The organism is Pseudotabrizicola alkalilacus, from assembly GCF_003443995.1.
GTDB classification, from domain to species: Bacteria; Pseudomonadota; Alphaproteobacteria; order Rhodobacterales; family Rhodobacteraceae; genus Pseudotabrizicola; species Pseudotabrizicola alkalilacus.
Genome location: NZ_QWEY01000001.1, coordinates 577,898 through 601,560 on the forward strand (window position 1 = coordinate 577,898; position 23,663 = coordinate 601,560).

The following is a 23,663-nucleotide window of genomic DNA, read 5'->3' on the forward strand; positions in this document are numbered from 1 at the left end:
GGGCGGGGGGATTTTTCGCAGAAAAATCGTGATCCCCCCGACGTTTTGCGCAGCTTAGAATGCCTCGGCCGACAAGGCCATCACCGTGTCCGCCCCGGTTTCGATCCGGGCCAGGTGCATGGTGCAGGCGGGCAGCTGGCGGGCCATGTAGAACCGTCCGGTGGCGATCTTGGCCTCCAGATAATCGCGGTCGGCGTGGCCCGCATCCAGCGCCTCATAGGCGGCTTTTGCCATCCGGGTCCACATCAGGCCCAGGCAGACATGGCCCATCAGGTGCATGAAGTCATACGACCCGGCCAGCGCGGCATTCGGGTTCTTCATGCCCGCTTGCATGAAGAACATGCCCGCTTGCTGCAGCTGCTTGGACGCCACCTTCAGCGGTTCGGCAAAGCCCTTCATCCGGTCATCGCCGTCGTGTGCTTTGCACTCATCTTTGACCATCTCGAAAAACGCCATCACGTGCTTGCCGCCATCCTGCGCCAGCTTGCGGCCCACCAGATCCAGCGCCTGCACGCCGTTGGCACCTTCATAGATCATGGCGATCCGGGCATCGCGGGCGAACTGGCTCATGCCCCATTCTTCGATATAGCCATGCCCGCCAAACACCTGCTGGGCCTGCACCGCCATGTCAAAGCCCTTGTCGGTCTGGAACCCCTTGATCACCGGGATCATCAGGCTGACCAGCCCCTCGGCCGCGGCATCCCCTTGCCGCACCGAGCGGTCGATCAGATGTGCCGCCCAGAACGTCAGGGCGCGCGCACCTTCGACGAAAGACTTCTGCTCCATCAGATTGCGGCGGATGTCGGGGTGCACGATCAGCGGATCGGCGGGGCCGGAGGGGTTTTCTGCCCCGGTCACGGCGCGGCCCTGCAGGCGGTCCTTTGCATAGGCCAGCGCATTTTCATAGGCCGCCGCAGCCTGGGCATAGCCTTGCAGGCCAACACCCAGCCGCGCCTCGTTCATCATGGTGAACATCGCCCGCATGCCCTTGTGCAGGTCGCCCAGCAGCCAGCCCTTTGCCCCGTCATAGTTCATGACGCAGGTGGCATTGCCGTGGATGCCCATTTTCTCTTCGATCTTGCCGCAGGACAGGGCGTTGCGCTCGCCGAGCGAGCCATCCTCCTTCACCAGAACCTTCGGCACGATGAACAGCGAAATCCCCTTGGTGCCGTCGCCGCCGCCGGGGGCTTTGGCCAGCACCAGATGGATGATGTTTTCGCCCAGATCATGCTCGCCCGCCGAGATGAAGATCTTTTGTCCGGTGATCAGATAGCTGCCATCATCCTGCGGTTCGGCCTTGGTGCGCATCAACCCCAGATCGGTGCCGCAATGCGGTTCGGTCAGGTTCATGGTGCCGGTCCAGTCGCAGGACACCAGCTTTGGCAGATAGGTCGCTTTCTGGGCGGCGGTGCCATGGGTGTGGATCGCGGAATAGGCCCCATGCGTCAGGCCCTGATACATGTTGAAGGCCATATTGGCCGACACGAAAATCTCACCCACCGCAGAGCCCATGAGGTAAGGCAGACCCTGACCGCCATACTCCGGGTCGCAATCCAGCGCAGTCCAGCCGCCGTCTTTCATCGCCTTGAACGCGGCGTCAAAGCCCTTGGGCGTGCGCACCACGCCGTTTTCCAGCACACAGCCTTCGCGGTCGCCTACCGCATTCAGCGGAGCCAGCAGGTCGGACGCCACCTTGCCCGCCTCTTCCAACACCGCACCAGTGAACCCTTCGTCCAAATCGGCATAGCCGGGGGTGTCGGCGGCGGTGACCTTGAGGACATTGTGCAGCAGGAACTGCATGTCCTTTACAGGGGCGGTATAGGTTGGCATCGGTGCTCTCTCCCTTAGACGGTCTTTGCGTTTATTCTGCCGCGCGGCGCAGGCCGGCGATCATTGCGCCGCCCGCGTCAAGTTCGGCTTTCAACTCGGTAATCGCCACGTCCAGTTCGGCGCGCTGCGCCTCCATCTGGGCGAGTCGGTGCTGGGCCAGTTCATAGGTCCGGATGGTCTGGGCGTGGTTGGACCCGTCACGATCGTACAGATCCAGAATCTGGCGGATATCTTCCAGGCTGAATCCAAACCGTTTGCCGCGCAAAATCAGCTTCAACCGGGCACGGTCGTGCCGGGTGAACAGGCGACGGGTGCCGTCGCGCTGTGGAAACAGCAGTTCTTTCGCCTCATAAAACCGCAGGGTGCGGGGGGTGACGTCAAAAGCGTCACACATCTGGCGAATGGTCATCAGGTCATTTGTCATTGTCATGCACTCACGAACACATACATCTGACCAGCAGATGTGTGCTTTGCGATAACCATACTAGAGTGCTTGACGTTAACGTAAATGTAACGTCACGTCAGAAAACAAGGTGACGTGATGTCAGGTCAGTCCAGCTTCGACAGCGCGTCCACCGTCGTTGCCCGTAGGGCGCGCAGATCGTCTATTGTGGCATCCAGTTCGGCCTTTTGGCGTTCCAACTCGCCCAGCTGGCGGTCGGCGAGGCCAAGAAAGGTTTCATACTGCGGGCGCGTGCCCTGCTGGACATACATCAGCAGCCATTGCCGGATCTCTTCAAGACTGAAGCCAAACCGCCGCCCACGCAGGATCAGCGTCATCCGCGCCAGCTCGCGCGGGCCGTAAAACCGGGCGCGGCCCTCTTTTTCGGGGGACAGCAATTCGATGTATTCATAATAGCGCAGGGTGCGCGGGGTGACATCGAACCGGGCGCACATTTCCTTGAAGCTGAGGCGGCTGGTATCGGTCATCGCGGTCCTCCGTTTCCTCAACCTATGCGGGGATGAGGGCGCGTGCAATGTCCGCGCGTGCAATTCGCGTCTTGCAGCGGGGCGTGAAGCCGGGATTATAGAGGGCAAGGAGCGCCCATGACCGATATCATCCGCATTGCGCGACAGTTCATCGAAGCCATTCCGCATGCCCGCGCGCTGGGGATGGCGTTTGACAGTCTCGGCGATGGCAAGGCTGTGATTTCCATGCCTTACGACCCGCGCTTTGTCGGCGACCCGGCGACCGGGGTGATCCATGGCGGCGCTGTGTCGGCGTTGATGGACACCGCATCAGGGGCTGCGGTGATGTGTCATCCCACTGGGCCCGCGTCCACGGCGACGCTGGATTTGCGGATCGACTACTTCCGCGCGGCGACGCCGGGGCAAAAGATCACGGCGCGGGCCGAGTGTTACCATGTGACCCGTTCGGTCGCCTTTGTCCGCGTGACTGCGACGGATGAGGATGAAAGCCGCCCGGTTGCCGCCGCCACCGGGGCTTTCACGCTGGATCGCCCGAAAGGAGCCGCGCCATGACATCATCTCGTCCCGAACCCGTGCAGGTGATCAAGCAGCGCCGGGATGCGGCCTTGGGCGGCCTTTTGTCGGGCGTGCCCTATATCGCGTATCTCGGCATCCAGTTCGACCGTAGAGGCGACGAGCTGACCGCGATCCTGCCGTTTGACGAAAAGCTGATCGGCAACCCGGCTTTGCCCGCCCTGCACGGCGGGGTCACGGCGGCGTTTCTGGAGGTGGCGGCGATCATCGAACTCGCCTGGGGCAGCCTGTGGGAAGAGATGGAGGCGGGGCGGGTGGACCCCACCGCCGAGATGCCGCCGGTGCGCCTGCCAAAGACGATTGATTTCACCGTCGATTATCTGCGAACCGGCCTGCCGCGCGATGCCTATGCCCGCGCGCGGATCAACCGCTCCGGGCGGCGCTATGCGAGCGTCCATGTCGAGGCCTGGCAAGACAACCGCGCACGGCTGTTTGCGCAAGGCACCGGGCATTTCCTGATGCCACCCCCGCCGGGTGCGCCGACGGAATGACCGCCGCTTACCGTTTCAACAGCCGAAACGCCGCCGAAGCACCATAGCCCGCCACCACCGCAATCAGCAGCGACAAAAGCCCATAGATCAGCGGCTGATCGCGCGACAGGTTGAACAGGAAGCGTTCCAACCCCTCTTTGCGCACGTTGATCTGGCGCTCGATCCGGTCCACCACCTGACCGTCACGGGTCAGAAATATCCGCACGACATACAGTCCTTCGGTCAGATTGGCGGGCAAGACCACATCCGAACGGAACAGCGTGCCTTGGGTGAACTGCACTGACCGTTCGTTGAGCCGGTAGCTGCCGTCAGAGGCGCGCACGCGGATCAGAGCCTCCAGAAACTCCGGCGCATTGCGGGCCTGTTGTGAAATCCCCACCGCACGGATCGCGCGCGGAATGGTGATCTGGTGGCGCAGATTTTCGGTTTCGGTCAGAATGTCCTTCAGGTGGCCGGTGGTCGAGATTGCATAGAATGATGGCGCACTGGCGATCTGCACCGACTCGCGGTTGATCCAGATACCGGCGGTGCGCTCTTTCTTGCGCACGGTGATCGGGGTCGATGGCCCCTCGACCGTGATGATCACATGCAGCGCGCCGGGCGGGGCAGGGGCAGTCCGCCGCACCGCCCCATAGATCAGGATCTCGGACCCTTCAAAATCCGCCGTGATCGAGACCCGGTTCTGGCTGAGACCTGCAACGATATCTTCGCTCGCCGCGAGAGCGGGCAGGGCAGACAGCAGCCAGAGCAATGCCGCTCGGATCATGGCAGCAACCCCGGCGTGATGGTGTACAGCTCGGACGGGCGCAGCAGCAGGTCCAGCGCGATCTTGGCCGCCACCCCCAGCACCAGAAGCGACAGCAGGATGCGTAACTGCTCGGCCTTCAGCCGCCCGCTGACCTGTGCGCCAAACTGCGCCCCGACCACCCCGCCGATGATCAGCAGCACCGCCAGCATCATATCCACCGTATTGGCGGTGACGGCATGCATCACCGTGGTAAAGGCGGTGACAAAGATGATCTGGAACAGCGAGGTGCCGATCACCACCTTGGTTGGCATCCCCAGCAGATAGATCATCGCGGGAACCATGATGAACCCGCCTCCGACCCCCATGATCGCCGCCAGAAACCCGACCAGCGCCCCGACCGCCAGTGGCGGCAGGACCGAGATATACAGGCCAGAGGCGCGAAACTTCATCTTGAACGGCAGGCCATGCACCCAGTTGTGCGTGTGTGACCGCCGGATCGGCCCACCGGGCCGGTTCGCGCGCCGCAACGCGACCACCGATTCCCAGAACATGGTCAGACCGATCAGCCCCAGAAACAGCACGTAAGACAGCTGCACGAACAGATCGACCTGCCCCGCCGCCGTCAGCCGGGCAAAGAACCAGACGCCGCCCGCCGATCCGACCAGACCGCCCGCCAGCAGCACAAAGCCCATCGGGAAATCCACCGCCTTGCGCTTGACCTGCGCCAGAACGCCGGAAACCGACGAGGCCACCACCTGATTGGCCCCGGTCGCCACCGCGATGGCGGGGGGAATGCCTATGAAAAACAGCAGGGGCGTGATCAGAAACCCGCCGCCCACGCCGAACAGCCCCGACAAAAACCCCACGACTCCGCCGATTCCCAGAAGCAGGAAAAGGTTGACCGAAATATCGGCGATAGGGAGAAAGATCTGCATGTCAGGCCCCGGCAGGCGAAAGGGCGGTCAGTCCAAAGGGTTGCGCACCTTTGGCCGCGAAGTCAAATCCCGATCCGTCTTATCGGAGCGTTGACAGAAAATGCCTGAGGATGCGTTCCAGTTTTGCCGCACCCATGGGGGCCATCGCTTTGGTATGCTCATGGCTGATCTGCTCATCCGACATTCCTGCCGCCATATTGGTGACGGTGGAAATCGCCGCACAGCGCAGACCCAGAAAACGGCCCAGAATGATCTCGGGCACGGTCGACATGCCAACGGCATCGGCGCCCAGCAGCTTCAGCATCCGGATTTCCGCCGGAGTCTCGAAGGAGGGGCCGGAGTACCAGGCGTAAACCCCGTCCTTGATGTCGATGCCTTCCGCCTGCGCGCTGGCGCGCAGCGCCGCCCGCAGCTCGGGGTTGTGGGCATCGGTCATCGGCACGAAGCGCGCATCCGTCGGCTCGCCGATCAGCGGGTTCAACCCGTTGTAATTGATGTGATCCGAGAGCAGCATCAGATCGCCCGGCGGAATGTCCGGCCGCATCGACCCGGCGGCATTGGTCAGGATCAGGCTGTCTGCCCCCAGTTCCTTCAGCACCTCCAGCGCCAGACGCATGGCGGCCGGGTTGCCCTTTTCATAGTAATGCTCGCGCGCGCCGAACACCGCCACCCGCACGCCTTCCAGCGTGCCGATGTGCAGGTTCGGATTGTGCCCCGACACTGCCGCATGCGGAAAGCCCGGCAGCTCGGCATAGGGAATGGCAACCCCATCAACCGCATGCGCCAGATGACCCAGGCCCGAGCCCAGGATCAGCCCCAGTTTGACCGGCGCGTCGCCGGCCTGGTCCCGGATCAGGCGCAGGGCCTCGGATGTGTTGCTCATATGTCTTGCCTTTTGTCTTGTGGAGCCCCCGGGGGCGCTTCGCCCCCCGGACCCCCCGAGGATATTTTTAGACAGAAAATAGAAGCAGTACCGCGTCTTATTTTCTGTCCTTTGTTTTCCGGGGAGATACCCCCCCCGGAGGCGCGTCTCAGATGAGCCGCTCAGCGTTCCTTGACATAGGGTTGTCCCCCGGCGCGCGGCGGGATGGCCTTGCCAACAAAGCCCGCCAGCACCAGCACGGTCAGGATATAGGGCAGGGCGTCCAGTACCGGCACTGGCACCCGGACCTGCACCACCGCCTGCACCACATCGGGGCGCAAAGCGAGAGCCTGAAAGAAACCGAACAGCAGACAAGCCCACATCGCTGCCACTGGCCGCCATTTGGCAAAGATCAGTGCAGCAAGGGCTATATAGCCGCGCCCGGCCGTCATCTCGCGGCCAAACCCGGCTTGCAGCGCGGTCGCCATATAGGCCCCGGCGACACCGCACAGAACGCCGGTGATTGCCACCGCCGCAAAGCGCAGGCCAACGACCGATACGCCCGCCGTATCCACCGCCGCCGGGTTTTCGCCCACGGCGCGCAGGCGCAGACCGAACCGGGTGCGGAACAGCACCCACCAGGTCAGCGGCACGATCAGAAATGCCATGTAGACCAGCACGGAATGGCCCGAGATTACCTCATAATAAAGCGGCCCGATCAGCGGCACCTCGCGCAACGCCTCGGCCCCCGGCAGGGTGACGGGGTTGAAACGGGCATTGCCGGACAGGGGCGGGGTGCGCCCGCCCTGCCGGAACAGCGCCTGTGCAATCAGCACGGTCAGGCCCGAGGCCAGAAAGTTCAGCGCCACGCCGGAAATCAGCTGATTGCCGCGAAAGGTGATCGCGGCGATGCCATGCAGGGCGGCAAACAGCAGCGATGCGCCGATCCCCGCCAAGAGCCCGGCCCAGGCCGAGCCGGTCAGCGCGGCCACCGCGCCTGCCGACATCGCGGCGGCCAGCATCTTGCCCTCCAGCCCGATGTCGAAAATCCCCGCACGTTCGGAGTACAACCCGGCAAGACAGGCCAGCAGCAGCGGTGTCGCCAATCGGATGGTGGTGTCGAGGACTTGCAGAAGTGTCGCGTAATCCATCAGGCCGCCCTCATCGCTTTGGCCGAACGGACCAGACCAAAGGCCCGCTCAAGGATCATCCGCACCATCATGTCCAGCGCGCCGGTGAACAGGATCACCAACCCTTGCACCACGATCCGCATCTCGATCGGGATGCTGGTCCACAGGCCCAGCTCTGCCCCGCCCTGATAGAGAAAGCCAAACAGCAGCGCCGCCAGCACTACGCCAAACGGGTGGTTGCGCCCCATCAGGGCCACGGCGATGCCGATGAATCCGGCGCCTTCGGACGAGTTCTGGAGCAGCCGCTCCGCCTCGCCCATCACGTTGTTGATGCTCATCATTCCGGCAAGACCGCCAGAGATCAGCATCGCGATAATGGTGATACGCACCGGGTTGATGCCCGCATATTTCGCCGCCGCCTCGGATTTGCCAAAGGCGCGGATCTGATAGCCCAGCCGGGTGCGCCACAACAGCGCCCAGACCACAACCGCCATCGCAAGCGCGATCAGCAGGGTCACGTTTGCCGGGACCGGGCGCTCAAAGATCAGGTTGAAACCGGGGATGTCATTCAGCGCCGGCAGTTGCGCGCCCACAGGGAACCGGGCCGAGGCCGGATCGGCCTGACCAACGGGCTTGAGCACATCGACCAGCATATAGACCAGGAGCGCCGCCGCGATATAGTTGAACATGATCGTTGTGATCACGATATGGCTGCCGCGCTTGGCCTGCAGATAGGCAGGAATCGCAGCCCAGGCCGCGCCAAACAGCGCCGCCCCGGCGGTTGCCGCGATCAGCGCGACGGTCCAGTGTGGCCACGGCAGCGACAGACAGACCAGAGCGACCCCCAGACCGCCCAGCTGCGCCTGACCCTCGCCGCCGATGTTGAACAACCCGGCGTGAAAGGCCACGGTCACCGCCAAGCCGGTAAAGATGAAGCTGGTGGCATAATACAGCGTATAGCCCCAGCCATAGGGCGAGCCGAGCGCGCCATCGACCATGACCTTGAACGCCTCGACCGGGCTTTGGCCGATCACCAGCAGCACCAGTGCCGAAATAACGGCGGCAAACAGCAGGCTGACCAGCGGCACCAGCGTGAGGTCGGCCCATCTTGGCAAACGGTCCATCAGGCGGCCTCCCCGGTGTTTTTGCCGTTCATGCCTGCCATCAACATCCCCAATTCTCGCTCATCCGTGGTCTCGGGGTCGCGCATGCCCATGATCTGGCCGTCAAACATCACCGCGATCCGGTCGGACAGCGACATGATCTCGTCCAGCTCCACGCTGACCAGCAAGATCGCCTTGCCGGCATCGCGCAGCGCGACGATCTGTTTGTGGATGAACTCAATGGCGCCGATGTCGACGCCACGGGTCGGCTGGCCGATCAGGAGCAGATCGGGGTTCTGTTCGACCTCGCGGGCGACCACGATCTTTTGCTGGTTGCCGCCAGAGAAGTTCTTGGCCTCCAGCGTGGGGATCGGCGGGCGCACGTCATAGGCGGTCATCTTTTTCTCGGTATCGGCGCGCAGGGCGTCATTGTCCATGAACAGCGCCGATTTCTGGTACTTGGGGTCGTTGTGATAGCCAAAGGCCACGTTTTCCCAGGCGGTGAAATCAAGGATCAGCCCGTGATGATGCCGGTCTTCGGGCACATGGGCAATGCCCGCCTCCCGCCGGCTTTGCCCGTCTGATCCTGCGCCCGACAGCGGAAGGTCCACCCCGTTCAGCGTGATCTTGCCGCTGGCATTGGTCATCCCGCCCAGAGCCGCCAGCAGGTCGGACTGACCATTGCCCGCGACCCCGGCAATGCCCAGAATTTCGCCCGCACGAATCTCCAGACTGATGCCTTTGAGCCGCTCCACCCCATGCTCATCGCGCACGTGCAGGTTTTCGACCGACAGCACCACCTTACCCGGCACGGCGGGGGTCTTTTCCACTTCCAGCAGCACCTTGCGGCCAACCATCAGCTCGGCCAGCTGTTCGGGGCTGGTCTCGGCCGTCTTGACCGTGGCGACCATGGTGCCGCGGCGCATGACGCTGACGTTATCTGTTGCCTCCATGATTTCGCGCAGCTTGTGGGTGATCAGGATCACGGTTTTGCCCTGATCCTTCAGGCCCTTGAGGATGCGGAACAGATGGTCGGCCTCATCCGGGGTCAGCACCCCGGTCGGCTCGTCCAGGATCAGGATATCGGCCTGCCGGTACAGCGCCTTGAGGATTTCCACCCGCTGCTGATGGCCGACCGACAGGTCTTCGACCAGCGTATCGGGGTCCACGTCCAGCCCGTATTCCTGCGCCAGCTCCTTGAGCACCCGCCGCGCCTTGCCCAGCGAGGTGTTCAACAGCGCGCCATCCTCGGCCCCGAGCACGATGTTTTCCAACACCGTGAAATTCTGCACCAGCTTGAAATGCTGGAAAACCATCCCGATGCCGGCGCGGATGGCGCTCTGGCTGTCGGGGATCGGGGTCAGATTGCCACTGATGAAGATCTGACCGGAATCGGCTTTGTAAAATCCGTAGAGGATCGACATCAACGTCGATTTTCCGGCACCATTCTCACCGATGATGCCGTGGATCGTGCCTTTTGGCACAGCGATGTTGATGTCCTTGTTTGCCTGAACCGGGCCAAAGGCTTTGGAGATGCCCTTCAACTCGATGGCAAAGGGGGCGGCAGTCTCCTGCCGCCCCAAGGTGTCAGCCGCTGCGGCCATCAGAACGTCGCAGCCGGGCAGGTGTCGTCGGTGCGGTAGTCATGCACAACCAGCTCGCCCGATTTGATCTTTTCGGCAGCCGCGTCCACCGCAGCCTGCATCTCTGCCGTCACCAGCTCGGCGTTGTTCTCATCCATCGCGTAGCCGACACCATCCGACGCAAGGTTCAGCGCCTGCATCGTGGTGTCCAGCTCCGCGCCTTGGGTCATCGAATTGTAGACAGCCACATCGACGCGCTTGAGCATCGAGGTCAGCACCGAGCCGGGGTGCAGGTGGTTCTGGTTGCTGTCCACGCCGATCGACAGGATGCCCTCATCCGCCGCCGCCTGCAGAACACCCAGACCGGTGCCGCCCGCCGCCGCAAAGATCACGTCAGAGCCTTGCGATTTCTGCGCCTTGGCCAGCTCGGATCCTTTTACCGGGTCATTCCAGGCGGCCGGGGTGGTGCCGGTCATGTTCGAGATGAACTTGATGTCGGGATTGGCCGCAACCGCGCCCTGCGCATAGCCGCAGGCAAAGTTGCGGATCAGGGGAATATCCATGCCGCCGACAAAGCTGACCGTGCCGGTCTTGGACGCCAAAGCGGCCATCATGCCCACCAGATACGATCCTTCATGCTCGGCAAAGCCGATGGTCAGCACGTTCGGATGCTCGGCCGGATCGACCCAGCCGTCGATGGTGACGAATTTGGTGTCAGGAAAGTCCTTGGACACGGTGGCAATCGGGTCGGACATGCCGAATCCGGTGGTGACAATCGGGTTCGACCCGGCTTCGGCCAGACGACGCAGGGCCTGCTCACGCTGGGCCTCGTTCTGCATCTCGATTTCCTTGTACGACCCGCCGGTTTCCTTGGCCCAGCGTTCCGCGCCATTGTAGGCCGCTTCGTTAAAGGATTTGTCGAATTTGCCGCCCAGATCGTAGATCAGCGCCGGTTCCGCACTGGCAACGCCAGCCGTGAGGGCCAGCGCACCGGCTGCGCCCAAAAGGTGCTTCATCATGGTCATGGAAAGTCTCCCGGTTGTCGTTACGACGATTACGTTTTTTGGTGCCCAGAGACCGCTATGACAGCCGCCCCGGATCGTTGTCAATTTAGGGCAGGCTCGTGACAAAGGGTCAAGTGCCATTTGGAACCCGTTGCGGGAGTTTTGATCTTTTGATCAAAATCAAGGCGTTCCCACGTGGGGGTAACGCAGCGTCAGACGGGGCGTGACAGAACCAGCGCATCGTCGCTGTGACCATCCGCGCCTGTGTAATAGCCCTTTCTGCGACCCACCTGAGCGAATCCGGCGCTTTCATACAAGGCAAGGGCGGCGGTGTTTCCGGCTGCCACCTCCAGAAAGGCCTGCGCGGATTGGCGCGTGCGCGCCTCGGCCAGAAACGCCTGCACCAGCCGTGCGCCGATTCCCTGGCGTCGGGCGGCAGGCAAGACCGCCAATGTCAGCAATTCCGCCTCTCCGGCAACGGCGCGGCCCATCAGGAAACCATCCGATTCGCCAAGCAGAAAGACATGCGGGCTTTCCAGCAATGCCTTGATTTCAAAGGCAGTCCAAGGGCGCGGCAAGGAAAAGCAGGCCGCGTGGATCATCGCCAGCCCCGCCGCATCAGGCATCCAGAATCACCGGCGGCGGGTCACTGGGCGGGGCAGCATCGGCGCCGCGCAAGTAAAACGGGGCAGGGCGGGGCTGCGGAGTGCCGAGCCGGGTGGTGGCGATTCGGGCGATGGCTTGGATCAGCGGCATCGCAGGCTGCAGAGGTTCAGCGCCCAGAGCCGCCGCCGCAGAGCCCGTTACCGGGCCTGTGACTGTCAGCCCGGCAAGGGGGTGCAACCCCGCAGCATCCGGTCCGTCGGCACCAAAATGCTGTAGATAGACTTCCTCGCGCCGCGCATCTTCCACCACCGTCAGCGGGCGGGGTAGGCCATGCGCCAAAGCCTCCAGCCGGGTCACGCCGATGGCGGCCACGCCCAGCGACAGCGCCAACCCGCGCGCCGCCGCGACCGAGATGCGGACGCCGGTAAAGTTGCCCGGCCCCGTTCCCACCCCAATGCCCGCCAGATCGTTCCAGCCGATTCCAGCCTCGGCCAGCAGCTCTTCCAGCAGCGGGATCAGGCGTTCGGCCTGACCCTTGGCCATGTCCTCGACCCGGATCAGGCAGCGGCCATCGGGCAAAAGCAAAGCGGCGGCGCAATGCGCCGCCGATGTGTCGAATGCCAGAAGGGTCTCAGGCGGCAACCGGGCGCACCTCGGTCACTTCCGGGATATAGTGGCGCAGCAGGTTCTCGATCCCCATTTTCAGGGTCAGCGTCGACGACGGGCAGCCGGCGCAGGCGCCTTGCATGTGCAGATAGACCACGCCACGCTCGAACCCGTGAAAGGTGATGTCGCCACCATCCTGCGCCACGGCCGGGCGCACGCGGGTATCCAGCAATTCCTTGATCTGGCGCACGATGTCGCCATCTTCGCCGGTATGCTCGGCATGGCCACCGGCAGCCTTGGCCTCACCCTCCATCACCGGGGCACCCGACTGGTAATGCTCCATGATGGCGCCAAGGATGGCTGGCTTGATATGCTGCCAATCGGTCTCGTCCGATTTGGTCACGGTGACGAAATCGGTGCCAAAGAACACGCCCGTCACGCCAGCCGCCGCAAAGATGCGCTTTGCCAGCGGCGATTTATCCGCCGCTTCGGCATTCGGGAAATCGGCGGTGCCAAGCTCCAGCACGGTCTGGCCGGGCAGGAATTTCAGCGTTGCGGGGTTCGGGGTCGACTCGGTCTGGATGAACATGGCTATCTCCGACGGTTCCTCTCGGATATGGGGCTTTGCCGCGCACAAGTCAACAAGTGGCCCCGGAACCCTGCCGTCAATCGGCGGTCAGGCGGCGGCTTCGTCCGACCCGAAATAGGCATACATCGCCTCCAGCGGGGTCAGATCGCGCAGCTTGGTATGCGCCAGATCCTTGGCGGCGACAGAGCAATACTCAACGGTGGCGCTTTTGGCGCGTTCCAGTGCGGTGACGGTCACCGCATGGCGGTAGTAGGTGTCTGGTGATGTGAGAGCGGTCATGGCGTAAGCCCCTTTATGCTCTCCTCCCTGCGCTGAACCTAAGCCTTGCCGCACCGCAGCGAAAGGCCGGAACGTGCAAGCCCGGCCTGCGCCCGGCGCATGGGTCAGGTGATGCGCTCCAGCCGTTCCTTTGACATCTCACCCGGAACGATGGTGATGGGGATTGGCAGACCCCCGGCATTCTTCGACATTTGTGTGACCAGGGGGCCAGGGCCGGATTTGTCGCTGCCCGCGCCCAGAACCAGCACCCCGATTTCCGGCGTTTCGTTCACAAGCTTCAGGATCTCGGTCACCGGGTCGCCTTCGCGGATCACCAGATCAGGGTTGACCCCCTGTTTGTCGCGCATCCATTTGGCGAACACTTCGAAATGCGCCTCGATCCGCTCGCGCGCTTCGGCCCGCATCAGATCGGCGACGCCCATCCAGTGCTGGAACTCTTCGGGCGGGATCACCGACAGAATGGTGACCCCCGCGCCGGTGTGGGCCGCCCGCAACGCGGCAAAGCGCATCGCGTTCAGGCATTCCCGGCTGTCGTCCAGAACGACAAGAAACTTCCGCATACATGATCTCCCCAAGCGGGCGCATCATGGCGGATCGCCGGGGGGGCTGGCAAGCCCCGGCGCGCAGGGCGTAAAACCGATCCTGTCAGGCAAAGCGCCGGGCGGCATCCAGTGCCAGCCCGGTGCCGACGCTGCCGAACATGTCGCCGGTCGCAATCGGGGTGCCGGGCAGGCAGCGGCTCACCGCCTCGCGCAGAACCGGCAGGCTGGCCGAGCCGCCGGTCATGAACACGGTGCCGATGTCGCGCGGGGCGACGCCCGCCTGCCGCAACACCTCGGCCAGACCAGAGGTCAGGCGCAGGACAGGCTGGGCGACGGTCTCTTCAAACCCGGTGCGCGACAGCGCCTTGTCGCGCCCCCCGGTCAGCGCCGCGATCAGGATCTGCGTCACGTTGCGGTCTGACAGGTCGATCTTTGCCGCCTCTGCCGCCATGGCCAGCGCGTGGCCGTGACGCTGATCCAGCACCGCCAGCAGCCGGTCCAGCAGATCGGGCCGCACCGCCCGCTGGCGCAATTCCCTTATCTCGCGCGCCACGCCGGGCGCATACATCGCGTTGATCCGGTGCCAGCTGGCCAGAGCAAGGTAATAGTGCTGTGGCATCGGGGCCTTGCCGCCATGCACCAAAGACCCCAGCCCCAGATCGGGCATGATATGGTCAAGGCTCAGCAGCCGGTCCAGATCGGTGCCGCCCAGCCGCAAGCCGTGATTGGCCAGAATATCGCCCGAGCGGTCGGCCCGCGTGGCCCCTTCGGGCGAGACACGGATCACCGAAAAGTCGGTGGTGCCGCCGCCGATGTCGACGATCAGCACCAGTTCTTCGGCGGTGATGCGGCTTTCATAATCCAGCGCGGCTGCAATCGGCTCATACTGGAACCCGACCTCGGTGAAACCCTGCTCGCGCGCAATCGCCTCCAGCACATCCTGCGCCGCCTGATCGCCCGCCGCATCGTCATCGACGAAATGCACCGGACGACCCAGCACCACATGATCGGTGCCGGGCTGTGCCGCCTCCAGCTTCGCGCGCAGGTGGGCAAAGAACCGGCCGATGATCTGGGTAAAGGCAATCGCCCGGTTGCCGACACGGGTTTTCTCGTGAATCAGGTCCGACCCCAGCGCGCTTTTCAAGCCCCGCATCAGCCGCCCGTCATCGCCCTCGACATAGGCTGCCATCGCCGCACGGCCAAACTGTGGCGGCGCGCCGTCGGCATCCCAGAACACCGCCGAGGGCAGGGTGACGCTATCCCCTTCCAGTGCAATCAACCGCGCGCCGTTTCCGGCAGGAACCGAGACGGTGGAGTTCGACGTGCCGAAATCCACCCCGCAAACGCGCGCCTGTGCCATGATGCCCCCTGAATCCAAGGCGGCGGGGGTAAGCGGTTTGCGGGGCGCTGTAAAGACCTGGAGACTATCGCGTTTGATTAGAGGCAGAAATTCCCTCTGACCGCCGAGGCAGCGTTTGCCCTTGGAAACGCGTTCGGGGGACAGAGGGAATGCAATTGAACGCGATGGGCTTAGTCCGCTTCGGCCAGCAGCGCTGCCAGATCAAACCGCTTGTTGACCATCGCCAGCGTGCCGTTGGCATCGCGCGGCCACTCTGCCTCGGGCCGGTCGACATACAGCTCCACGCCGTTGCCATCGGGATCGGTCAGATAAATCGCCTCGCTCACGCCATGGTCTGCCGCGCCGTCAATCGGCCAGCGTGTCTCGACCAGCCGTTTGAACACCTGCGCCAGCGCCTTGCGGTCGGGGAACAGAAAGGCGGTGTGATACAGCCCGGTATGGCCGGGCGGCGGCGGCGTGCCGCCGGCACTTTCCCAGGTGTTCAGCCCGATATGGTGGTGATAGCCCCCGGCCGACAGAAACGCCGCCTGCGGTCCATAGCGCTGGGTCACGCCAAAGCCCAGAAGGCCCGAATAAAACCCGATGGCCCGGTCCAGATCGGCCACCTTCAGGTGGACATGTCCGACACGGGTGCCGGGGTGAATGCTGCTCATCTTGCCCTCCTCTGGGCCAACTCTGTGACCACAGGAACATAGCCTGCCTGTCGCCTGCGACATAGGCGCAAGACTGCACAGAGGCTGTGGAAAAAGACCCCCGGTCCAGGGGGACTGAACCGGGGGCAACATGGGCGGGGCTGCGTGGGGCCGGGGACGGACCCAAGTGGCAGCAAAGAGGGGGACAGGCCCGCCCGTCACCCTCAGCGTTAGCGCGACTTGGAATCAGTCATGTGACACGCGCCGCGCGGCGCAGGGCGCGCAGCACCATCGTCTGCACCACCCCCGCCAGCATCAGCGCCAATGAGATCAGCGCGCCCACCAGCCCGGCGATCAGCCCGATGGCGGTGTCGCCATAGCGGATCGTCGCCCGCAGCAGCCGCGACTTGCCCAGCACCTCGGCGCGTGACACGGTCTTTGCCCCCAACGCCTCGGAGGCGCGGGCCAGCCGCCGGGCGTCCACCGCATCATCGACCAGCGGCAGCAGATGCAGCGCCGGCACCGGGCCGGTGGCATCGGCAACCCGGCCAAGGTCGGTGACGGTCTCGGCCAGCGGGCGCAGGGTGTCGGTGCGCAGGAGTGCCACCGCATCATCGGCGCCGCGCACCTTTGGCAGATCGGCCCAGCGAATGCCGTCGGTCACTGCCGCTGTCATCCGGGTGGTCAGGCGCGGCGACAGCCGCCCCATGCCCCGCGCCAGCCGGATCGTTGCCGTCCCGGCCTTGACCGTGGCCGAGGTGCCGCCGGTCGCCACAAAGGCCGCTGTTGCCCCCAGCCCCACCACCGACAACCCAAGGTCCAGCTGATCCACCGGCTGGCCCATGGTGTAATCGGCCCCCGCCTTGACCACCCCGCGCAGATCCTCCACCGGGGTCAGCAGGATCGGGGCCTTGCAGATCAGCGCGGTCGACAGTGAACAGGTGCTGATATCCCACATGCAGGCAAGGCAATCGCCCGACATCGCCAGCAGGCCCGAGTCCTGCTCCCATGCCTCCGCATAGGCGGTGGGCAGGGCGTGACCCTGTTCTGCCGCAACCTCGGCCAGCGCCTGCAGCGCCACCCAGTTGCGCGGCTCTTCGGCCAGCCGGTTGGTGATCAGCTCTGCCAGCCGCTCGGGCGTGGCCTCGCGCGCCATCATCCGGTCGGTCAGCGCCGCGATCTCGTCGGCGGTGCGGTCGATCATGGGGGAAAGGGCGGGGTTCTCTGCAATACGGATGCCAGAACGCAGCGTCATCGCCAGCGACCCGATGAACAGGAAAAGCAACAGGGTCCGCGCCAGACGTTTCATTGCGGGCACCTTACCAAAGCCGGGCCGCCGGGCACAGTCCCTTCGCTGAGGGCCCTTCGCCGCGCGGAAAAGGGCGGCGCACGGCCGCCCCTGTGCTCAGCGCCGTGACCGGATCATACCAGTGATGTCATAGACCTGATCCAGAATGGGCCGCGCAATCGCCTCGGCCCGGTCAGCGCCCGCGCCAAGAATGCGGTCAATCTCGGCAGGGTCTTGCATCAACCTGTTCATCTCGGTGGTGATCGGGGACATCACCGATACGGCCAGATCTGCCAGCTTGGGTTTGAATGTGCCAAACTGCGCGCCCGCGTTCTGCGCGATCACCTCGGCCGCCGTCATCCCGGCAAGGGCGGCGTAGATGTTCACCAGATTGCGCGCTTCGGGCCGGTCTTTCAGCCCGTCGAGGGTGTCGGGCAGCGGCTCCGGGTCGGTCTTGGCCTTGCGGATCTTGGCGGCGATGGCATCGGCATCGTCGGTCAGGTTGATCCGGCTCTGGTCCGACGGGTCGGATTTCGACATCTTCTTTGTACCGTCGCGCAAGCTCATGACGCGGGTGGCCGCCCCTTCGATCAGCGGCTCGACGATGGGAAAGAACTCCACCCCATAATCATGGTTGAACTTGGCCGCGATGTCGCGGGTCAGTTCCAGATGCTGCTTCTGATCCTCGCCCACCGGAACATGGGTCGCGTGATAGGCCATGATATCGGCCGCCATCAGCGCGGGGTATGCGTACAGGCCCAGCGACGCGGCTTCGGCATTCTTGCCGGCTTTGTCCTTGAACTGGGTCATCCGGTTCATCCAGCCCAGACGGGCGACGCAGTTAAAGATCCACGCCAGTTCCGCATGGGCGCTGACCTGGCTTTGGTTGAACAGGATCGACCGCGCCGGATCCACACCCGAGGCGATAAAGGCCGCAGCCCCCTCACGCGTCTGCTGGCGCAGCTTGGCCGGGTCTTGCCAGACGGTGATGGCGTGCATGTCGACCAGACAATAGATCGTCTCGATCCCCTCATCCTGCTTCTCGGCAAACCGTTTCAGGGCGCCGAGGTAATTGCCAAGGGTCAACCCGCCCGAAGGCTGGATGCCCGAGAAAATCCGTGGCGAAAAGGCTTGCGGCGTTTGGACCGCCGAAGGCTCTGACATGGTCGTCTCCATCTGGATAAAGTGCTGTGGCTGGCGTAATCCATGGGCAAGGGGGCGTCAATCGGGACGGCCCGACAGGAGTTTGCCATGCAGGACATGAATGCTGCCCCGCTGAACCCGTTGCCGCTGGTGGTCTGGGTGCTGGCCTTGCCGATGATCGCGATGGAACTGGTGCTGAGTGCTGCCGGGGCCGGGTTGATTGGCGGGGCGGAGGGGATCGGCTGGCGGCTGCAGGCGCTGGAGCGGTTTGCCTTTTCCCCTGACCTGATGCGCTATTTGCTGGAGACCGGGCAATATCCGCTGGACGGGTGGCACCGGCTGGTCAGCTATCCGTTTGTGCATGGCAATGTGACCCATGTGGTCTTTGTCGTCGTCATCCTGCTGGCACTGGGCAAGATGGTGGGGGAGGTGTTCCGCTGGTGGGCGGTTCTGCTGATCTTCTTTGCCTCGGCGATTGTCGGGGCGCTGGTCTATACGCTGGTGTTGCCGGGGGTCCGCGCGCCGGTGATCGGGGGGTATCCGCCAGTCTATGGGTTGATCGGGGGGTTCACCTTTCTGCTCTGGGTCAATCTGGCGGCGGTGAGGGCGAACAAGTACCGGGCCTTTACGCTGATCGGGTTCCTGTTGGGGATTCAGCTGGTGTTTGGGCTGCTGTTTGGCGGCGGCTATGAATGGGTGGCCGACCTGACCGGGTTTGTGACCGGGTTTGTCCTGTCCTTCGTCGTCAGCCCCGGTGGCTGGGGCCGGGTGCTGGAGAAGGTGCGGCAGCGCTAGCTGCCCACTGTGTTACATGCCTTTGGATGCAAAGAAATCAAGGGTTTGTCTTTTGATTTTAACGCGGTCTTAACATTTGGGATGCGGTCCTGCACCTGATCCGGGGGGGGGCGACAGCTTTGGCACCGCGCGCGGGTGGTGAGGCCGGTTCGCCTCCGGCGGGAGTATTTCAGAAAGCAGCAAACCCCATGAGATCCTTTGCATTGCTGCTTTTCAAATACTCCCCGCGGAGCGTTCCACCGCAGTCCCGCGCGACCACGGCCCGCCGGATGTCAGTCTTGTTTGCGGCGCAGGGCAGAGCGGAAATCTGACAGCCGGAACGCGCCGATCAGCGCCCCGGTGGCGAAATAGCTGAAGATGCCTGCCCCGATCAGCAGCGCCAGACCGGCATAGCGCAGGCCGGGGGTGCCGAGCATCGGGCCAAGCACCGTCATCGCGCCGAACAGCACGGCCCCCATGGCAAGGGAGGCCACCAGAATCCGCCACGCGCGGGCGCGGAAGCGGTCGTCAAACTGCGCCGCCTCGCCCATGCCGCGACTGCCGCGCCAGAGTTGCCAGACCATGACCCAGGCCGACAGCGTGGTCGCCAGCGCTGCCGCGACAAAGCCGATCACCGGCATCAGCCCGATGGCGATCAGCGCATTCACCACCATGCAGACCAAGGCATAGCGGAACGGGCGGCGGGTGTCTTCACGGGCGTAATACAGCGGTTGCAGCATCTTTTGCAGCATGAAGGCGGGCAGACCCAGCCCGTAGGCAGCCAGCGCCATGGCGGTATTGGCGGTGTCATCCGCGCCAAATTCGCCACGCTGATACAGCACGGCGCAGAGCGGCATGGCAATGACCACCAGTGCCACCGCCGCCGGAAGGGTCAGCGCCATCGCAAATTCGCTGCCCCGGTTGAAACTGTCGCGCCCGCCCTGCGCGTCGCCTGCGCGCAGGCGGCGCGACAGGTCGGGCAACAGCACGGTGCCGATGGCAATCCCGACCACGCCCAAGGGCAGCTGATACAGCCGGTCGGCATAGGACAGCCACGCAACAGCGCCTTCGGTAAAGCTGGCGACCTGACGGCCCACCAGCAGGTTGATCTGAATGACCCCCCCCGCCAGCACCGCAGGCGCTGCGATGATGAACAGGCGTTTCAGCTCTGGCGTCATTCTGGGCCATGCAGGCTTGAGCGCAAAGCCCACGCGCGCGGCGGACCACCATGTAAAGGCGAACTGCGCGACCCCGGTGACCGGCACGGTCCATGCGAGTGTCAGCCCCATATCCCAGCCGAACCGGGCCGCCAGCAGCATGGCGGCGATGAACATCAGGTTCATCAGCACCGGCACGAAAGACGCTTCGGTAAAGCGGCCAAAGGCGTTGAGCACGCCCGACAGCAGCGCAACAAGGCTGATGAAGAGGATGTAGGAAAACCCGATCCGGCCATAAAGCACCGCCAGATCAAAGCGTTCGTCGCCGACAAAGCCGGATGCCATGGCCCAGACCAGCCATGGCATCGCCAGCGTGCCCAGCAGGGAAAACACGATCAATATGCCCGCCAGCCCGGAAAAGGCATCGCGGGCAAAGCCCTTTGCATCCTCGCCGCCTTCGAGCTTTTTGGCGAACATCGGCACGAAGGCCATGTTGAACGCGCCTTCGGCAAAGAAGCGGCGGAACATGTTGGGCAGGGAAAACGCGATCAGGAACGCCTCGGCCACCGGGCCCGCGCCCAGATAGGCGGCCATCATGATGTCGCGGGCAAAGCCTGCGCCGCGTGACAGCAGCGTCCAGCCGCCGACCACCATGATCGAGCGGATCAGCCGGATCGGTTTCATGTGGCGGCCCGCTCCCGGCCTTCGGTGATGGCTTGGCGCAGCTTTTTCTCCAGCGCGTCCTGTTTGGGTTTGGCGTGGAGTTTCAGACCGAACATGTCCTTGACGTAAAAGCTGTCCACCACCTGCGCGCCATAGGTCGCGATCACGGCAGAGGCGATGTAGATGTTGTTGTTCGCCAGCGTCCGGGTCAGGTCATACAGCAGGCCGGGGCGGTCGCGGGTATCGACCTCGATGATGGTGTAGATGTCGGAGCCTTCGTTATCGAACATGATATGGGTCGGAAACCGGAACTCGCTGTCGCGCTTTTTCACCTTGTCGCGGTCTTTGAGCGCGTCGCGCGCGACCACCTGACCGCGCAGGGTCTTTTCGATCATGGCGCGCAGGCGGGGCAGGCGGGCCTCGTCATAGGGTTTGCCTTCGGCGTCCTGCACCCAGAATACCGCCGTGGCATAACCGTCTTTCGACGTATAGGTGCGGGCATCGACCACATTGGCCCCGACAAGGGCAAGTGCCCCCGCGAGGCGTGAGAAGATGCCCGGATGATCGGCCAGCGCAAAGGCGGCGCGGGTGGCGTCGCGGTCGGGTTCAGGGTGCAGGTCGATGCGGATCTCGTCATCGGCCAGACCGCGCAGCAGGCGGGCGAACACGGCCTGCGTTTCGGTCGGCAGGCCCTGCCAGTAGGGGGCGTAGTGGCGGGCCAGTTCGGCACGGATGTCGGCCAGCGGCCAGTCGGACAGGGCGGTGCGCAGGGCTTTTTTGCCCTCATCCTCGCGCTTGGTGCGGTTGACGTTTTCCAGCCCGTTTTCCAGCGCTTCGGCGGTCTCGCTGTAGAGACGGCGCAGCAGCATGGCTTTCCAGTTGTTCCAGGTGCCGGGGCCAACGCCGCGGATGTCGCAGACGGTCAGCACGGTCAGCAGATCCAGCCGTTTGCGGGTCTTCACCGCCTTGGCAAAGTCGCGCAGCGTGCGCGGATCGCCGATGTCACGCTTTTGCGCCATGTCGGACATCAGCAGGTGATAGCGTACCAGCCATTCGACGGTTTCCACCTCATCCGCCGTCAGGCCAAGGCGCGGCGCAATGCGGCGGGCCATCTGTGCGCCGATGATCGAATGATCTTCGGGCCGGCCCTTGCCGATGTCATGCAGCAAAAGGGCGATGTAGATCACCTTGCGGTTGATCCCGGCCTTGAGGATGCCGGAGGCGACGGGCAGCTCTTCGACCAGTTCGCCGCGTTCGATCTGGGCGAGGACGCTGACGCACTGGATGATGTGTTCGTCTACGGTGTAGTGATGGTAGACGTTGAACTGCATCATGGCGACGATGCGTTCGAATTCCGGGATAAAGGCTCCGAGCACGCCGATCTCGTTCATCCGGCGCAGGGCGCGTTCGGGGTTGCCGTGTTTCAGCAGCATATCGGTGAACAGGCGCACTGCCTCGGGGTCGTCGCGCATGTCATCGTCGATCAGGTCGAGGTTGGCGGCAATCAGGCGCAGGGCGTTGGGGTGGACCAGATAGCCGGTGCGCAGCGCCTCTTCGAACACCCGCAAGAGGTTGAGCTTGTCGGCAAGGAAGCTGGCCTCATTCGCGACATTGATGCGGCCCTGCACCAGCACATAGCCGTCGCGCACGCGTTTCTTGCGCTTGAAGATGCCCAGCAGGCTGGCTTCGGGCTTGGCGTGGCGGGCTTCGAGTTCGGTGAGGAAGATGCGGGTCAGCTCGCCCACGCGGGTGGCGTGGCGGAAGTAGTCCTGCATGAAGATTTCCACTGCACGGCGGCCGTTTGCGTCGCGGTAGCCCATGCGGTCTGCCACCTCTACCTGCAGGTCAAAGGTCAGCTGATCCATGGCGCGACCCGCGATGTAATGCAGGTGGCAGCGCACGGCCCAGAGGAATTCCTCGGCGGTGCGGAAGGTGACGTATTCTTCGGGGCGGAACAGGCCGATGGCGACCAGCTCCCGCGCGGCGGGAACGCGGTGCAGGTATTTGCCGATCCAGTACAGGGTTTGCAGGTCGCGCAAACCGCCCTTGCCCTCTTTGACATTGGGTTCCAGCACATAGCGCTGACCGCCCTGACGCTTGTGCCGCTCCGCCCGTTCGGAGAGTTTCGCCTCGATGAACTCGGGGCCGGAATTGCGGAACAGCTCTGTCCAGAGCCGGTCGCCGAGGTCGGTGGCCAGCGGCTCGTACCCGGCGATGAAGCGGTGTTCCAGCAGGGCGGTGCGGATGGTGATATCCTCACGGCCCAGACGGATGCAGTCTTTGACGGTGCGGGTGGCGTGGCCGACTTTGAGCTTCAGATCCCACAGGATGTAGAGCATGGATTCGACCACGCTTTCGGCCCAGGGCGTGGTTTTCCACGGCGTCAGGAACAACAGGTCAACATCAGAGGCCGGGGCCATTTCGGCGCGCCCGTAGCCGCCGACCGCCAGCACGGCGATGCGTTCTGATTCGGTGGGGTTGGAGAGCGGGTGCAGCCAGCGGCACGATACGTCCAGTGCCACGCGCACCAGACCGTCGGTCAGGACTGATTGCCCCAGCACCAATGCGCGGGCGTCACGGGGGCGCAGGCGAAAGGCTTCGGCGAGTGCGGCATTGCCACGGGCGCGGGCCTCGGCCAGATGGCGGACCGCGATGCTGCGCAACGCGCGGCTGTCGGGGGCTTCGTCGCGTTCCTGCGCGATGGCGGCCAGACAGGCGGCGGTGTCAAAGATCTGCGCGGGGGGCAGCAGCATGTCTGGCGCAGCCGCCAGGGCGGCTGCATCAGGCGCAGGGTCGGAAACCGGCGTCCGGGGGGTGGCGGCACGCGCCATGGGC

General features: G+C 64.0%; 24 protein-coding genes. 3 read left to right on the forward strand and 21 right to left on the reverse strand.

What is annotated here, in order from left to right:
- Nucleotides 1-54: 54 nt before the first annotated feature.
- From D1012_RS02825 to D1012_RS02835, 3 genes are all read right to left on the reverse strand, one after another.
- On the reverse strand, nt 55-1,830 hold the full coding sequence (locus tag D1012_RS02825; RefSeq protein ID WP_118149787.1) for an acyl-CoA dehydrogenase C-terminal domain-containing protein: 1,776 nt from the start codon (nt 1,828-1,830) through the stop codon (nt 55-57).
- A gap of 31 nt (nt 1,831-1,861) precedes the next feature.
- Nucleotides 1,862-2,254 carry a MerR family transcriptional regulator gene (locus tag D1012_RS02830; protein WP_118149788.1) on the reverse strand — a complete coding sequence of 131 codons (393 nt, stop codon included), beginning with the start codon at nt 2,252-2,254 and terminating at the stop codon, nt 1,862-1,864.
- Nucleotides 2,255-2,379: 125 nt separating this feature from the next.
- The gene (locus D1012_RS02835; protein ID WP_118149789.1) at nt 2,380-2,760 is read right to left on the reverse strand and encodes a MerR family transcriptional regulator; all 381 of its coding nucleotides are present in this window, start codon (nt 2,758-2,760) and stop codon (nt 2,380-2,382) included.
- 117 nt (nt 2,761-2,877) lie between these two features.
- On the opposite strand from D1012_RS02835, the gene D1012_RS02840 reads away from it, so the two are divergent.
- Nucleotides 2,878-3,312, forward strand: a complete 435-nt coding sequence (locus D1012_RS02840; RefSeq protein WP_118149790.1) for a PaaI family thioesterase — start codon at nt 2,878-2,880, stop codon at nt 3,310-3,312.
- Nucleotides 3,309-3,824: a PaaI family thioesterase gene (locus D1012_RS02845; protein ID WP_118149791.1), complete on the forward strand. Its 516-nt coding sequence runs from the start codon at nt 3,309-3,311 to the stop codon at nt 3,822-3,824. Before D1012_RS02840 ends, D1012_RS02845 begins: the two co-directional genes overlap by 4 nt.
- A gap of 7 nt (nt 3,825-3,831) precedes the next feature.
- Here the strand turns inward: D1012_RS02845 and D1012_RS02850 are convergent, their stop codons facing one another.
- The 16 genes from D1012_RS02850 to trpS all read right to left on the reverse strand — a co-directional run bounded on the left by D1012_RS02850 (nt 3,832) and on the right by trpS (nt 18,255).
- Complete coding sequence (locus D1012_RS02850; RefSeq protein WP_118149792.1) at nt 3,832-4,590, reverse strand: TIGR02186 family protein; 759 nt, start codon at nt 4,588-4,590, stop codon at nt 3,832-3,834.
- The gene (locus D1012_RS02855; protein WP_118149793.1) at nt 4,587-5,507 is read right to left on the reverse strand and encodes a sulfite exporter TauE/SafE family protein; all 921 of its coding nucleotides are present in this window, start codon (nt 5,505-5,507) and stop codon (nt 4,587-4,589) included. Before D1012_RS02855 ends, D1012_RS02850 begins: the two co-directional genes overlap by 4 nt.
- Nucleotides 5,508-5,586: 79 nt before the next feature.
- Nucleotides 5,587-6,390: a purine-nucleoside phosphorylase gene (locus tag D1012_RS02860; RefSeq protein WP_118149794.1), complete on the reverse strand. Its 804-nt coding sequence runs from the start codon at nt 6,388-6,390 to the stop codon at nt 5,587-5,589.
- A 161-nt stretch (nt 6,391-6,551) separates the two neighbouring features.
- Nucleotides 6,552-7,520: an ABC transporter permease gene (locus D1012_RS02865; protein ID WP_118149795.1), complete on the reverse strand. Its 969-nt coding sequence runs from the start codon at nt 7,518-7,520 to the stop codon at nt 6,552-6,554.
- Nucleotides 7,520-8,623, reverse strand: a complete 1,104-nt coding sequence (locus D1012_RS02870; protein ID WP_118149796.1) for an ABC transporter permease — start codon at nt 8,621-8,623, stop codon at nt 7,520-7,522. The genes D1012_RS02865 and D1012_RS02870 overlap by 1 nt, the downstream gene beginning before the upstream one ends.
- Nucleotides 8,623-10,206 carry an ABC transporter ATP-binding protein gene (locus tag D1012_RS02875; protein WP_118149797.1) on the reverse strand — a complete coding sequence of 528 codons (1,584 nt, stop codon included), beginning with the start codon at nt 10,204-10,206 and terminating at the stop codon, nt 8,623-8,625. Before D1012_RS02875 ends, D1012_RS02870 begins: the two co-directional genes overlap by 1 nt.
- Nucleotides 10,206-11,210: a BMP family lipoprotein gene (locus D1012_RS02880; protein WP_118149798.1), complete on the reverse strand. Its 1,005-nt coding sequence runs from the start codon at nt 11,208-11,210 to the stop codon at nt 10,206-10,208. Before D1012_RS02880 ends, D1012_RS02875 begins: the two co-directional genes overlap by 1 nt.
- Before the next feature lie 191 nt (nt 11,211-11,401).
- Nucleotides 11,402-11,815 carry a GNAT family N-acetyltransferase gene (locus D1012_RS02885; protein WP_118149799.1) on the reverse strand — a complete coding sequence of 138 codons (414 nt, stop codon included), beginning with the start codon at nt 11,813-11,815 and terminating at the stop codon, nt 11,402-11,404.
- A complete protein-coding gene (gene tsaB, locus D1012_RS02890) occupies nt 11,808-12,437 on the reverse strand; it encodes a tRNA (adenosine(37)-N6)-threonylcarbamoyltransferase complex dimerization subunit type 1 TsaB (protein ID WP_118149800.1) in 630 nt (209 codons plus the stop codon). Before tsaB ends, D1012_RS02885 begins: the two co-directional genes overlap by 8 nt.
- On the reverse strand, nt 12,427-12,990 hold the full coding sequence (locus D1012_RS02895) for a NifU family protein (protein WP_118149801.1): 564 nt from the start codon (nt 12,988-12,990) through the stop codon (nt 12,427-12,429). Before D1012_RS02895 ends, tsaB begins: the two co-directional genes overlap by 11 nt.
- 87 nt (nt 12,991-13,077) lie before the next feature.
- Entirely contained in the window at nt 13,078-13,269 is a 192-nt protein-coding gene (locus D1012_RS02900; protein WP_118149802.1) for a hypothetical protein, read from the reverse strand.
- A 104-nt stretch (nt 13,270-13,373) separates the two neighbouring features.
- Nucleotides 13,374-13,829, reverse strand: a complete 456-nt coding sequence (locus D1012_RS02905; protein ID WP_118149803.1) for a universal stress protein — start codon at nt 13,827-13,829, stop codon at nt 13,374-13,376.
- Between the two features lie 85 nt (nt 13,830-13,914).
- Complete coding sequence (locus tag D1012_RS02910) at nt 13,915-15,171, reverse strand: Hsp70 family protein (RefSeq protein WP_118149804.1); 1,257 nt, start codon at nt 15,169-15,171, stop codon at nt 13,915-13,917.
- Nucleotides 15,172-15,341: 170 nt separating this feature from the next.
- Complete coding sequence (locus D1012_RS02915) at nt 15,342-15,824, reverse strand: VOC family protein (RefSeq protein WP_118149805.1); 483 nt, start codon at nt 15,822-15,824, stop codon at nt 15,342-15,344.
- Nucleotides 15,825-16,053: 229 nt separating this feature from the next.
- Nucleotides 16,054-17,112, reverse strand: a complete 1,059-nt coding sequence (locus D1012_RS02920) for a hypothetical protein (RefSeq protein ID WP_118149806.1) — start codon at nt 17,110-17,112, stop codon at nt 16,054-16,056.
- 96 nt (nt 17,113-17,208) lie between these two features.
- Entirely contained in the window at nt 17,209-18,255 is a 1,047-nt protein-coding gene (trpS, locus tag D1012_RS02925; protein WP_118150046.1) for a tryptophan--tRNA ligase, read from the reverse strand.
- An 87-nt stretch (nt 18,256-18,342) separates the two neighbouring features.
- Between trpS and D1012_RS02930 the strand changes: the two genes are divergently transcribed.
- Complete coding sequence (locus D1012_RS02930; protein ID WP_118150047.1) at nt 18,343-19,029, forward strand: rhomboid family intramembrane serine protease; 687 nt, start codon at nt 18,343-18,345, stop codon at nt 19,027-19,029.
- 272 nt (nt 19,030-19,301) lie between these two features.
- Here D1012_RS02930 and murJ read toward each other — a convergent pair whose 3' ends face one another.
- Together murJ and D1012_RS02940 are read right to left on the reverse strand one after the other, a co-directional pair.
- Nucleotides 19,302-20,849: a murein biosynthesis integral membrane protein MurJ gene (gene murJ, locus D1012_RS02935; RefSeq protein ID WP_118149807.1), complete on the reverse strand. Its 1,548-nt coding sequence runs from the start codon at nt 20,847-20,849 to the stop codon at nt 19,302-19,304.
- Entirely contained in the window at nt 20,846-23,659 is a 2,814-nt protein-coding gene (locus tag D1012_RS02940; protein WP_435530893.1) for a [protein-PII] uridylyltransferase, read from the reverse strand. The genes murJ and D1012_RS02940 overlap by 4 nt, the downstream gene beginning before the upstream one ends.
- Between the last annotated feature and the right edge of the window lie 4 nt (nt 23,660-23,663).